The sequence below is a fragment of the Pseudomonas costantinii genome, from assembly GCF_001870435.1.
In the GTDB taxonomy this organism is placed as follows: domain Bacteria; phylum Pseudomonadota; class Gammaproteobacteria; order Pseudomonadales; family Pseudomonadaceae; genus Aquipseudomonas; species Aquipseudomonas costantinii.
The window spans coordinates 247,203-260,255 of sequence record NZ_MDDR01000005.1; the positions used below are offsets into that span (position 1 = coordinate 247,203).

Here is a 13,053-nt window from a genome sequence, read left to right on the forward strand (position 1 = left end):
TGCGTCACCTGCTTCGCTCAACATAAAAAACACAGGGGCTCTTCATGACTATTTCTGTATTCCGTCGCACATTATTAGTTGGCACTTTGGGTCTGGCGCTCGGCGCGGGTTGGTTGGGCCAGGCAGTTGCCGGCGAGCAGTTGGACAACATCAAGAAGGCTGGCGAGATCAAGGTTGGCCTGGAAGGCACCTACCCGCCGTTCAGCTTTGTCGGTGAAGACGGCAAACTCACCGGTTTCGAGGTCGAGTTCTCCGAAGCTCTGGCCAAGAAGCTGGGCGTCAAGGTCAAGCTCAGCGCTACTCCGTGGGACGGCATCCTCGCCGCCCTGGAATCCAAGCGCCTGGACGCGGTGATCAACCAGGTGACCATCTCGGAAGAACGCAAGAAGAAGTACGACTTCTCCAAGCCTTACACCGTTTCCGGTATTCAAGCGCTGACCCTGAAAAAGAACGTCGGCACCATCAAGACCGCCGACGACCTGGCCGGCAAGAAAATCGGCGTAGGCCTGGGTACGAACTACGAGCAATGGCTCAAGGACAACCAGCCTAAAGCCATCATCAAGACCTATAACGATGACCCAACCAAGTTCCAGGACCTGCGCATCGGCCGTACCGACGCCATTCTGATCGACCGTCTGGCGGCTCTGGAATATGCCAAAAAAGCCACCGACACCGCCGCCTCTGGTGATGCTTTCTCCCGCCAGGAAGCCGGCATTGCCCTGCGCAAAGGCGAGCCTGAGTTGCTCGCTGCTGTGAACAAGGCCATCGACGAACTGCGTGCCGACGGCACCTTGAAGAAGCTGTCCGAGAAGTACTTCAACGCTGACGTCACTCAATAATGGAAGCAGGTTTCCAACTCGCGCTGGACTCCGCGCCCTTTCTGCTCAAGGGCGCGTACTACACGGTGATTCTTAGCCTCGGCGGGATGTTTTTCGGCTTGCTGCTGGGCTTCGGCCTGGCCTTGATGCGCTTGTCACGTTTCAAGCTGGCAAGCTGGATCGCCCGGGTCTATGTGTCGTTCTTTCGCGGCACGCCCTTGCTGGTGCAGCTGTTCCTGATCTACTACGGCTTACCGCAAGTGGGCATCGAGCTGGATCCGATTCCGGCGGCCTTGATCGGCTTTTCGCTGAACATGGCCGCCTACGCCTGTGAAATCCTGCGCGCCGCCATCGCCTCCATCGAGCGCGGCCAGTGGGAAGCTGCAGCCAGTATCGGTATGACCCGTGCGCAGACCCTGCGCCGGGCCATCCTGCCACAGGCCATGCGCACGGCGTTGCCGCCGTTGGGCAACAGCTTTATTTCGCTGGTCAAGGACACGGCGCTGGCCGCTACCATCCAGGTGCCGGAGCTGTTCCGTCAGGCCCAATTGGTGTCTGCGCGGACCTTCGAAATCTTCACCATGTATCTCTCCGCCGCCCTGATCTACTGGATCCTGGCGAGCATCCTGGCGCATTTTCAAAATCGCCTGGAAGACCGGGTCAACCGGCATGACCTGGAGTCTTGAAGCATGATTGTGGTTGAAAAACTGACCAAACAATTCAAGGGGCAGGTGGTACTCAACGGCATCGACCTCGAGGTCAAGGAAGGCGAAGTCGTCGCCATCATTGGCCCCAGCGGTTCCGGCAAGACCACCTTCCTGCGCTGCCTGAATTTACTCGAAGAACCCACCAGCGGCCGCATCAAGGTGGGTGACATCGAGATCGACAGCAGCAAGCCGCTCAACCAGCAACAAGGCCTGGTGCGGCGCTTGCGCCAGCACGTCGGCTTTGTGTTCCAGAACTTCAACCTGTTCCCCCACCGCACCGCGCTGGAAAACGTCATCGAAGGCCCGATCGTGGTCAAGAAGATGTCGCGCGAAGCGGCGACCGAGCTGGGTCGCAAGCTGTTGGCCAGGGTCGGCCTGGCGGGTAAGGAAGCGTCGTACCCTCGGCGCTTGTCCGGTGGTCAGCAACAGCGCGTAGCGATTGCCCGTGCGCTGGCCATGGAGCCGGAGGTGATCCTCTTTGACGAGCCCACCTCGGCCCTCGACCCGGAATTGGTCGGCGAAGTGCTGGCGACTATCCGCAGCCTGGCCGAAGAAAACCGCACCATGGTCATCGTCACCCACGAGATGAGCTTTGCCCGTGATGTGGCGAACCGGGTGATCTTCTTCGACAAGGGCGTCATCGTGGAACAGGGCGAAGCCAAGGCGTTGTTTGCCAACCCCAAGGAAGAACGCACGCGACAGTTCTTGAGCAAGTTTTTGGCCCACTGACTCTCTTTGTGGGAGCTGGCTTGCCTGCTCCCACACAAGCGCGCTCCTACAGGGAGTACTTATTACCCCCCGTAAAACAACCCGCCACCCCCCCCTTAAAATCCCTCCTCCAGTCAGACTCTTCTGAATCTGCTCCAACCCACCGTTTAGCCTTTTGCCGCCATTGACGCCTCCTGCCCAACCCTCTTATCTAGCGCCCAGAGGATTGGATCCTATCCCGGCTATTCACTGAATCGTTCCTTTCGGCACCTCGCGCACAACTGCGCTTCGGGCGCCGGAACGATTGCTGCTGGCTGCATCAAGGAGATTACTTATGACGCGCATACTCACCGCCCCGACTTTGCCCCAGGCCGTTCGAAACGGCATCAATGCCCTGGCCGCCACACAACTGCAGGTCGACATCGCCCCCTACACCGGCATGGATGAGGGCGACGTGATCGAGCTGTTCTGGAACAACTGCTTTGCCGCTGCACGGCGGGTGACCTCATGCAAGGTCGGTACGCCCACCCATCTGCGAATCCCCGAGAGTTTTGTGCAAGACGGTCTGGCACGCGTTCACTATCAGGTCATGCAGATCGGCCACGGCCCTGCACGCTCGGCGGTTACCACTGTGCGGGTGAAGACCAACTTCCCAGGCGGCCAACCTTCGAACCTGTACAACGATGAAAACCAGAACCTCTCGCCCATCAGCCTGCCCGAAACCATCCGACGCTACGGCGTCAACGGCAGCCAGGTAAGGCGCGGCATCCCGCTGACCATCGAGCCTTACCTGAACATGGCCACCGGCGACGCCATTACCCTGCGTTGGGGTGACGTGCGTGTGGACCTGCCGAAAATCCAGGCCAAAGGCGTCGGCCTGGCGGTGCAGGTGTGGGTGTCCTCGGCGGTGATTATCGAGGCCGGCGACGACTGCCGCCTGGACGTGACGTACTGCATTCTTGATCGCGTCGGCAATAATTCACGCTGGGCCCCGGCCCGCACCTTGAACATCGCCGCCTGCTCGCCCCAGGCGCCAGCCCGCCCGGCCGGGCCCGCGTCGACTTATCAACCGCGTGCCCCCGGTTCTCCTTGCGAACCGGGGTGACAGCCCTTCTATGCATATTCCAATAAGTTAGTTTATTTAAAGAATTAACACGCTTAGGGTATATGCACCGGACCACCGGACATCTCTGATTTTTCTGTTTTTATTTCATTGAATGCGAGGTCGGTATGGTCAGAATTACCCCGGTGCATAACGCCAGGGCATTACGTGCAGCCAAGGAGCGGCGCTGATGTCTAACTTGGCTCTAACCCCCCCCCAGAGTGATCTGGATGTAGCCCCACTGCTGTTGCCGGCTGCGGTGCTGCGCAACGACACCGAAGCGTTGAGCGCAGCCCATGAATTGGCTCAGGCCGCGCGCCTGCAAGCCGCGAAGCGCGATCAGCAACGCAAGTTGCCGTGGGCGCAGATTGAACAGTTCACCCGCAGCGGGCTGGGCAGTATTTCAATTCCCCGCGAATACGGCGGCCCACAGGTATCGTTCGTCACCCTGGCCGACGTGTTCGCGATCATCAGTGCGGCAGACCCGGCCCTCGGGCAGATCCCGCAGAACCATTTCGGCATCCTGCACCTGTTGCAAGGCGCAGCCACCGAGCGCCAGAAAAAGCAGCTGTTCCAAAGCGTGCTCGACGGTTGGCGCATCGGTAATGGCGGCCCGGAACGCGGTACCAAGAACACCCTGGAGCTCAAGGCACGCATCACCGCCGAAGGCGACGGGTATGTGATCAGCGGCCAGAAGTTCTATTCCACCGGCGCGCTGTTTGCGCATTGGGTCGCGGTAAAAGCGCTGAACGATGACGGCAAGCAGGTCATGGCGTTTGTGCGCCGTGGCACCGAAGGGCTGCGCATCGTTGACGACTGGTCGGGCTTCGGCCAACGCACCACCGCCAGCGGCACTGTGCTGCTGAACCAGGTGCCGGTCGACGCCGAATTGGTCGTCGAAAATTGGCGTATCGGCGAAACCCCTAATATCCAGGGCGCCGTCTCGCAACTGATCCAGGCGGCCATCGACGCCGGCATCGCTCGTGGCGCTCTTGATGACACCATCGCGTTCGTACGTGAGCGCTCGCGCCCATGGATCGACGCCAAGGTCGAGCGGGCCAGTGATGACCTGTATGTGATCGCCGATATCGGCAAGTTGAAAATCGAACTGCACGCCGCCGAGGCGCTGCTGCGCAAGGCCGGTAAGCTGCTGGACGAGATCAGTGCGGCGCCGATCACCGCGCAATCCGCCGCCCGTGCGTCGATTGCCGTGGCCGAGGCGAAAGTGCTGACCACCGAAGTGTCGCTGCTGGTCAGCGAAAAACTCTTCGAACTGGCCGGCAGCCGCGCCACCCTCGCCGAATTCAACCTCGACCGTCACTGGCGCAACGCCCGGGTGCACACCCTGCACGACCCGGTTCGTTGGAAATACCACGCCATCGGTGCCTATCGTTTGAACGGCACGTTACCTGCTCGTCACTCCTGGATTTAACCGACCAGACCTCTGGAGAACAAAATGACTGTCTCTACTCTCGTCGCGGTTATCACCAGCGACGAACAAGCCCTTATTGTCGCCAGCGACCTGGCCGAAGACTTGCGCCGCGACAGCGCCCAACGCGACCGCGAGCGCCGTCTGCCCCTGCCTGAACTGGACGTATTTTCGCGCTCCGGCCTGTGGGGTATCAGCGTGCCAAAGGAACACGGCGGCGCGGGTGTGTCCAACGTCACACTGGCCAAGGTCATCGCGCTGATCGCCCAAGCGGATGCCTCGCTGGGTCAGATCCCGCAAAACCATTTCTACGCCCTCGAAGTGCTGCGCGTGAATGGCAGCCCCGCGCAGCAAAAACGCTTGTATGCCGAAGTCCTCGCCGGCCAACGCTTCGGCAATGCCCTGGCGGAACTGGGCACCAAGACTGCCCACGAACGCGTGACCTCCATCACCCGCGACGGCGACGGTTTCCGTATCAGCGGCCGCAAGTTTTACTCCACCGGCGCGATCTATGCGCAACGCATCCCCACCTCGGTGGTGGATGAACACGGCGTGCAGCAACTGGCGTTCGTGCCGCGCGACAGCGAAGGCTTGACCGTGATCGACGACTGGAGCGGCTTCGGCCAGCGCACCACCGGCAGCGGTTCGGTGGTGTTCGACAACGTGTGGGTCGCCGCCCAGGACGTGATCCCATTCCAAAGCGCCTTCGAGCGTCCGACCACCGTCGGCCCGCTGGCACAAATTCTTCACGCCGCCATCGACACCGGTATCGCCCGCGCCGCCTTTGAAGATGCGTTGCACTTTGTGCGCACCAAGACCCGCCCGTGGATCGATTCCGGCAACGACAAAGCCACCGAAGACCCGCTGACCCTCAAAAGCTTCGGCCACCTGAGCATCCGCCTGCACGCTGCCGAAGCGCTGCTGGAACGCTCCGGTGAATTCCTCGACCGCGCCCAAGCCGACAGCAACGCCGAGACCGTCGCCGCCGCCTCGATTGCCGTCGCCGAAGTTCGCGCCTTGAGCACCGAAATTTCCCTGGCCGCCGGCAGCACCCTGTTCGAACTGGCCGGCAGCCAAGCGACCCTGGCCGAACACGGCCTTGATCGACACTGGCGCAACGCCCGCGTGCACACCCTGCACGACCCGGTGCGCTGGAAGTACCACGCGGTGGGCAATTACTACCTCAACGATGAAAACCCGCCACTGCGGGGGACCATCTGAATGGCCAAGAAAAAGATCCTGCTCAATGCCTTCAACATGAACTGCATCGGGCATATCAACCACGGCCTGTGGACGCATCCACGGGATACATCCACCCAGTACAAGAGCATTGAGTACTGGACTGATTTGGCGAAAACACTGGAGCGTGGACTATTCGACGGCTTGTTCATCGCCGACATCGTCGGTGTGTACGACGTCTATCAAAACTCCATCGACGTACCGCTCAAGGAGTCGATCCAGTTGCCGGTCAATGACCCGTTGCTGCTGGTGTCGGCAATGGCTGCCGTCACCAAGAACCTCGGCTTTGGCCTCACCGCCAACCTCACCTACGAGCCGCCCTATCTGTTCGCCCGGCGCATGTCCACACTCGACCACCTGAGCCGGGGCCGGGTGGGCTGGAACATCGTCACCGGCTACCTCGACAGCGCCGCCAAGGCCATGGGCCTCACCGAGCAGGTCGAGCATGACCGCCGTTATGACCAGGCCGATGAATACCTGGAGGTGCTGTACAAACTCTGGGAAGGCAGTTGGGAAGACGACGCGGTGGTCAACGACCCACAAGCACGGGTCTATGCGCAGCCGGGCAAGGTGCACAAGGTTGAGCACCACGGCGAGTTCTACCAAGTGGAGGGTTATCACCTGTGTGAACCGTCGCCGCAGCGTACGCCGGTGCTGTTCCAGGCCGGCAGTTCAGACCGTGGTTTGCTGTTCGCCGGGCGGCATGCCGAGTGCGTGTTTATCAGCGGACAGAACAAGGCCGCCACTAAAGTCCAGGTGGACAAGGTGCGCGCCAGCGCCGTGGAAGCCGGGCGCAACCCGGATGACATCAAGGTGTTCATGGGCCTCAACGTGATCGTGGGCGCCACCGAAGAGCTCGCCTGGGCCAAGCACGCCGAGTACCTGAACTACGCCAGCCCGGAAGCAGGTGTAGCGCATTTCTCGGCGTCCACGGCGATCGACTTTGCCCAGTACGAACTGGACGAACCGATCCAGTACGTGAAGAGCAACGCGATCCAGTCGGCCACCAAGAACCTGCAAAACAACGACTGGACCCGGCGCAAATTGCTCGAGCAGCACGCCCTCGGTGGTCGCTACATCACCCTGGTCGGCTCGCCTGAGCAGGTGGCTGATGAACTGGAGTCGTGGATCAGCGAAACAGGGCTGGATGGTTTCAACCTGACGCGGATTGTCACGCCGGAAAGCTATGTGGACTTCATCGATCTGGTGGTGCCGGAGTTGCAAAAGCGTGGGTCGTATAAGACCGCCTATGACACCGGCACGTTGCGCGAAAAAGTCTTCCACAACAGCGCCCGCCTACCCGAACAACACACCGGCTCCACCTACCGACACTAACTGATCGTTCCCACGCTCTGCGTGGGAATGCAGCCCGGGACGATCCGCGTCCCAAGAGCGGACGCAGAGCGTCCAGAGAGGCATTCCCACGCGGAGCATGGGAACGATCTCAGTGGTTGAAACCTACACCTTATGACTGGAAACCCATTATGAAAAAGACACTACTCACCCACCCAGTCAAAGCACTGGCCCTGGCTTTTGGTTTATTCAGCTCGGCGGTGTTCGCCGCCGACGCGCCACTGAAAATCGGCACCACCGCCGCCTTCGCGATTCCCCTCGAAGCCGCCGTTGCAGAAGCGGGCAAGCAAGGCCTGAAAGTTGAACTGGTGGAGTTCACCGACTGGATCGCACCGAACGTCAGCCTGGCCGCCGGCGACATCGACGTGAACTACTTCCAGCACATCCCATTCCTGGAAAACGCTAAAGCTGCCGCAGGTTTCAACCTGGTGCCGTACGCGCCGGGCATCATCAACAACGTTGGCCTGTACTCGAAGAAGTTCAAAAGCCTCAACGACCTGCCTCAAGGCGCCAGCGTGGCGATTGCCAACGACCCGATCAACAGCGGCCGCGGTCTGCAACTGCTGGCCAAGGCCGGTTTGATCACCCTCAAGCCTGGCGTGGGCTACAAGGCCACCGAAGAAGACATCGTCAGCAACCCGAAGAAGATCAAGATTCTGCAAGTCGAGGCCGTGCAACTGGTACGCGCCTATGACGACGCCGACCTGGTGCAGGGCTACCCGGCGTATATCCGCCTGTCCAAGACCTTCGATGCAGAGTCGGCGTTGCTGTTCGACGGCCTCGACCACCCGGAATACGTGATCCAGTTTGTGATCCAGCCGAAAAGCAAAACCGACCCGCGCGTGATCAAGTTCGTCGACATCTACCAGCATTCGCCGGTGGTACGCGCCGCCCTGGATAAATCCCTCGGCAAACTCTACCAAGTCGGCTGGGAAGGCTAAGCATGAGCGCCGCCAACTCTCAACTGCGCGACCTGGGCTTAGCGCCCAGGGACGCCGAGCAGACAGAACTGCACCCTGATTTGAACCGCGCCCACGTGCGCTTTATCAACCTGGGCAAGACCTACGACGGCACCGTGCATGCATTGCAAGGCATTGACCTGGCGATCCAGCGCGGCGAAGTGTTCGGCATCATCGGCCGCAGCGGCGCCGGTAAGTCTTCGCTGATCCGCACCATCAACCGCCTTGAGCAACCCAGCAGCGGGCGTGTGCTGATCGATCAGGTGGACATCGGCGACTTCGACGAAGACCGTCTGGTGGCACTGCGTCGGCGCATCGGCATGATCTTCCAGCACTTCAATTTGATGTCGGCCAAGACTGTGTGGCAGAACGTCGAGTTGCCGCTCAAAGTCGCCGGCGTGCCCAAGCCGCAGCGTGAACAAAAAGTACGCGAGCTGCTGGAATTGGTAGGGTTGCAGGACAAGCACAAGGCCTACCCGGCGCAGCTTTCCGGCGGGCAAAAACAGCGCGTGGGCATCGCCCGCTCGCTGGTGCACGACCCCGAGATTCTGCTGTGCGACGAGGCCACCTCGGCCCTCGACCCGGAGACCACGCAATCGATCCTCGGCCTGCTGCGTGAGATCAACAAGCGTCTGGGCCTGACCATCGTGTTGATCACCCATGAGATGGCCGTGATTCGCGACATCTGCGACCGCGTCGTGGTGCTCGAACACGGGCGCATCGTCGAGCAAGGCCCGGTGTGGCAAGTGTTTGGCAACCCGCAGCACGACGTCAGCAAAACACTGCTGGCGCCGCTGCAACATGGCTTGCCGGAAGAATTGCAAAGCCGCTTGCAGGCCCTGCCCTCATCATCTGAGGCGTCAGTGGTGCTGCGCTTGAAGTTCACCGGCAGCGACACCGATGAACCGGACCTGGCCGCGCTGTTCAGAGCCCTGGGCGGTCGCGTGCGCTTGCTGCAGGGTGGTGTGGAACGGATTCAGGGGCATGCGCTGGGGCAACTGCTGCTGGCGGTGAATGGCTCTCCTCACGACGCCGAAGACCTGTGCAAGCGCGCCGCGCGCTGGGCGCAAAACGTGGAGGTGCTGGGCTATGTGGTTTGATCGTTTATTGCAGGGCGCCATCGACACCTTGTTGATGGTCGGTGTGTCATCGCTGATCGCGTTGCTGGTGGGGATTCCGTTGGCGGTGTTTTTGGTCACCAGCGACAAGGGCGGCATCTACCAGGCACCGGCGCTGAACCGCGTGCTGGGCGCGTTTGTGAACCTGTTCCGCTCGATTCCGTTTCTGATTCTGATGGTGGCACTGATCCCATTTACCCGGCTGATCGTCGGTACCACCTATGGCGTGTGGGCTGCTGTGGTGCCGCTGACCATCGCCGCTACGCCATTCTTTGCGCGCATCGCAGAAGTGAGTCTGCGCGAGGTCGACCACGGTTTGATCGAAGCCGCGCAGGCCATGGGCTGCCGCCGCTGGCACATCATCTGGCACGTGTTGTTGCCGGAAGCGCTGCCGGGGATTGTGGGCGGGTTCACCATCACCCTGGTAACCATGATCAACTCGTCGGCCATGGCCGGGGCGATTGGCGCGGGTGGTTTGGGGGATATTGCGTACCGGTACGGCTATCAGCGGTTTGATACGCAGATCATGCTGACCGTGATCGTGCTACTGGTGATTCTGGTGGCGGTGATTCAGTTGGGCGGCGATCGGTTGGCGCGGGTGCTGAACAAGCGGTGAGGTATAGTCGGGCCATCTCAGCGCCCGGTAATACCCGCCATGACTCTCAAGCCCGACGACCTCAACCAGATCACCTCCACCACCCTCGGCCACTACAACAAGGTGGCCGAGGATTTCCGTGAAGGCACCCGCGATCACGATGTGAGCCAGAACATCGACGCATTGCTGCGGCATATCCAGGGTACAGCGCCGTTTACCGTATTGGATTTTGGCTGCGGGCCTGGGCGGGATTTGCAGACGTTTACCCGTATGGGGCATATCGCCGTGGGGCTGGATGGCTCCGAACGGTTTGCGCAGATGGCACGCGAGGACAGCGGTTGTGAGGTATTGCAGCAGGACTTCCTGAAGCTGGACCTGCCTCCCGAGCGCTTTGACGGGGTATTTGCCAACGCGGTGCTGTTTCATATTCCCAAGCAGGAATTGCCGCGTGTGCTGAAACAGCTGCATGGGGCGTTGAAGCCGGGGGGCGTGTTGTTCAGCTCCAATCCGCGGGGTGAGAATCAGGAAGGGTGGAATGGGCCCCGGTACGGGTCTTATCACGACCTGGAGGCGTGGCAGGCGCTGCTGACAGCGGCCGGGTTTGTAGAGTTGGAGCATTACTATCGGCCAGCGGGGTTGCCACGGGAGCAGCAGCCTTGGTTGGCGAGTGTGTGGCGTAAAACATAGAGATGTGTTGGCTGATCTGGCCCCATCGCAGGCAAGCCAGCTCCCACAGGGGAATGCATTCCAAGTGTGGGAGCTGGCTTGCCTGCGATTGAGGCCTGCGCGGCGCTACTGATCCACCTGATACACCACAGGTTTGTGCCCCACCAGCAACGCCGTCACACTGCGCCCAGCGTACCCCTCTCTTCCTTCTGCAGAAAAATTCGCCACCAACCGCGTGCCATCGGCAAACGTGGTCTCCTGCACCTGCCGATCCGTCGTCAGCCAACGAAACCCCGTCATAGCCTGGGTTGCCAAACGCTGATGCAACGGGCGGAAAAAAACGTCCTGGCGCTGGATCACCGGCAACCGCTGCTTGAGGGTCGCGGCACTCAGGTGATACAGCGGCGGCACGTTGTAGAGCAATTGGGTCAGCTCATTCTCAGCCTGCACATTGCTCAGTTTGAGGCTGTCGAACAGCCAGTGGTGGGTGGTAATCACAGAACCGTGGAACACCGTCTGGTAAAGCGGCAGGCGCATCGTCGGCTCGAAATACACCGTGCGAAACGGTTCTTTCAACGGAACGGGTTTGAAGAACACCGTCGGCTGCTCCGGCGGGTACCAGTTGCCTACGTAATAGGGCGACTGCTTGTCCTTGGTCATTTCACGGTCGCCCCAACCCATCACCGGCGTCTGCATGCCATGGGCGAACAAGATGCCTTGGGTGGTGATGGCATTACCGTCCTCGGAACCGGCGGGCAGCTTGAGCACAGTATTGAGCCAACGGGACGCATCGATATTGCCTTCGGCGTTTTGCGCCTGGGTCATTGGGGCGCCGTCACGGTAGCTGTCAAAAACCATGCTGGTGGCGTAGGCATCAAGGAACCAGGCGTTAAAGCCCGCCCTGGCTTGGACTGCTTGCACCCGCGCTTCCAGCAAAGGCCGTACGCAGCGGGGGTCGGTGTAGTGACCGGATTGCTGGAAGCCGGTTTTCAGCTTGCCGTCTTTCAACACAATCGCGCAGTTGCGATAGGCCTTGCTGCCCAGGTGGGCGGTGGTCCAGTCCGGGTTTTCGGTGGCGGATAACGCGGTTTCATAGGAGTCGTAGGGCGCCATCAGGTAACCCGCGTCGACACCTGCGCGAATCGCCTCGGGGTGCCAGAGGCCGCCTTCCCAGCCTTCGCCCAAGGTCAGCAGTAAACGCTGGAGCCCGGCGTCCTTGAGGGATTTAACGGTCTTGGCCGACAGGGTGCTGCCCCAGGCCTCAGGGGTGTTGCTCAAAGCTCCCGCAAACGCCACAGACAATTCATGGCGCAGCTCACCGTAGCGGGCGGCGAGGCGTGTCATGTCCGGTTCATCCACTTGCCAAGCCTGTCGGGCCTTCTTGTTGATCGCCGCGTTGAGGCTGCGCAGCAACACGGTCTGCTCATAGCGATTCAACGCAGTGGTCTGCGCCAGGACCTTTGCGGCTTCCTTATCCAACAAACCCTTGAGTTCATGACCGCGCAAGCGCTCGAGCAGCAGCGGCCAATCACGCACATCATCCAACCCCAGCAGGTCATTGCCCCACAGATACACATGGCTGGCGCCCAGCAGTTTTTCAGCCTCGGGCGTTTGCCGCAGTTTGTCTGCCAACGGTTCATAACGGCCCTGCTCCACCAGCCACTGGAGATAACGCTTGGCACCGGCCAATGGGTCGGCGCCGCCCAGGTGCAGGCTGAGGGTCATGGGTGCCGTAGGTTCAAGACGGGTAAATTCATGGGCCAAGGAAAGCGCCAGCCCCTCACCGTCGGCCTGCCACTGCAAACGGTTGTTGTAAGGGTTGGTCAGCAGCCAGCTCAAGGTGAAGCTGCCGTGATCCACGCCCCACAACGGCAGGCTAAGGTCCTGCGTGGTGTTGACCTCGCCCTGCTCCAGCAAAAACGCCTTCCACACGGTATTGCCTGCGGGTACGTAATGCCCTTCGGCCAAGGGCCAGATCAAGCCTTTTCCCATGGCCTGGGCGGGTTGATGCAGCAGGGGCAATTCGCCCGGCTCGCGTGCATTGATAGTCAGGTGAAGGTCGCGCTGCTCAAGGCGCGCGGTCAGGCGATAGGCGCCGCTGTCCCATTGCCAAGTGGCCTGCTCAGCAGCGGCCTGCAGTTCGCTGACGGCATGCGCCGTAATACCGTTGGAGGCCTGCACCGAGGCCTCACCGGCTGGCGTGACGCGCAGCGCCAGCGTGGCGGGGTCGAGGTCGACGCGCCACAGGGCGTTTTCCAACACCGTATCGGCAAAGGCCAAAGGCGAAAGCAGCAGGCTAAATATCAGAAAAATAAAGCGCATGACGCAGGCCTTCCAAACAGGAACAGGCCCGGAGGGT

Annotated in this window: 12 protein-coding genes; 11 read left to right on the forward strand and 1 reads right to left on the reverse strand. The window is 60.8% G+C overall.

Features of this window, described 5'->3' with window-relative positions; genetic code table 11:
- Positions 1 to 44: 44 nt before the first annotated feature.
- The 11 genes from tcyJ to BFL40_RS03255 all read left to right on the forward strand — a co-directional run bounded on the left by tcyJ (position 45) and on the right by BFL40_RS03255 (position 10,715).
- Complete coding sequence (gene tcyJ / locus BFL40_RS03205; protein WP_071482541.1) at positions 45 to 839, forward strand: cystine ABC transporter substrate-binding protein; 795 nt, start codon at positions 45 to 47, stop codon at positions 837 to 839.
- Positions 839 to 1,504 (forward strand): cystine ABC transporter permease, encoded by a 666-nt coding sequence (gene tcyL / locus BFL40_RS03210; RefSeq protein ID WP_071482540.1) that lies wholly within the window; start codon positions 839 to 841, stop codon positions 1,502 to 1,504. Before tcyJ ends, tcyL begins: the two co-directional genes overlap by 1 nt.
- A 3-nt stretch (positions 1,505 to 1,507) precedes the next feature.
- Positions 1,508 to 2,254: an L-cystine ABC transporter ATP-binding protein TcyN gene (gene tcyN, locus BFL40_RS03215; RefSeq protein ID WP_071482539.1), complete on the forward strand. Its 747-nt coding sequence runs from the start codon at positions 1,508 to 1,510 to the stop codon at positions 2,252 to 2,254.
- A gap of 313 nt (positions 2,255 to 2,567) precedes the next feature.
- Complete coding sequence (locus tag BFL40_RS03220) at positions 2,568 to 3,338, forward strand: hypothetical protein (RefSeq protein WP_071482538.1); 771 nt, start codon at positions 2,568 to 2,570, stop codon at positions 3,336 to 3,338.
- A 187-nt stretch (positions 3,339 to 3,525) separates the two neighbouring features.
- Positions 3,526 to 4,767 (forward strand): SfnB family sulfur acquisition oxidoreductase, encoded by a 1,242-nt coding sequence (locus BFL40_RS03225; RefSeq protein ID WP_071482537.1) that lies wholly within the window; start codon positions 3,526 to 3,528, stop codon positions 4,765 to 4,767.
- 24 nt (positions 4,768 to 4,791) lie between these two features.
- Positions 4,792 to 5,985 carry an SfnB family sulfur acquisition oxidoreductase gene (locus BFL40_RS03230; RefSeq protein ID WP_071482536.1) on the forward strand — a complete coding sequence of 398 codons (1,194 nt, stop codon included), beginning with the start codon at positions 4,792 to 4,794 and terminating at the stop codon, positions 5,983 to 5,985.
- Positions 5,986 to 7,338, forward strand: coding sequence for an LLM class flavin-dependent oxidoreductase (locus BFL40_RS03235; RefSeq protein WP_071482535.1), 1,353 nt, complete (start codon positions 5,986 to 5,988; stop codon positions 7,336 to 7,338).
- Positions 7,339 to 7,487: 149 nt separating this feature from the next.
- Entirely contained in the window at positions 7,488 to 8,297 is an 810-nt protein-coding gene (locus BFL40_RS03240) for a MetQ/NlpA family ABC transporter substrate-binding protein (RefSeq protein ID WP_071482534.1), read from the forward strand.
- Positions 8,298 to 8,299: 2 nt separating this feature from the next.
- Positions 8,300 to 9,415, forward strand: coding sequence for a methionine ABC transporter ATP-binding protein (locus BFL40_RS03245; protein ID WP_071482533.1), 1,116 nt, complete (start codon positions 8,300 to 8,302; stop codon positions 9,413 to 9,415).
- On the forward strand, positions 9,405 to 10,049 hold the full coding sequence (locus tag BFL40_RS03250) for a methionine ABC transporter permease (protein ID WP_071482532.1): 645 nt from the start codon (positions 9,405 to 9,407) through the stop codon (positions 10,047 to 10,049). Before BFL40_RS03245 ends, BFL40_RS03250 begins: the two co-directional genes overlap by 11 nt.
- A 39-nt stretch (positions 10,050 to 10,088) precedes the next feature.
- Positions 10,089 to 10,715 (forward strand): class I SAM-dependent methyltransferase, encoded by a 627-nt coding sequence (locus BFL40_RS03255; protein ID WP_071482531.1) that lies wholly within the window; start codon positions 10,089 to 10,091, stop codon positions 10,713 to 10,715.
- A 105-nt stretch (positions 10,716 to 10,820) separates the two neighbouring features.
- Here the strand turns inward: BFL40_RS03255 and BFL40_RS03260 are convergent, their stop codons facing one another.
- Positions 10,821 to 13,016: a glycoside hydrolase gene (locus BFL40_RS03260; protein WP_071482530.1), complete on the reverse strand. Its 2,196-nt coding sequence runs from the start codon at positions 13,014 to 13,016 to the stop codon at positions 10,821 to 10,823.
- Between the last annotated feature and the right edge of the window lie 37 nt (positions 13,017 to 13,053).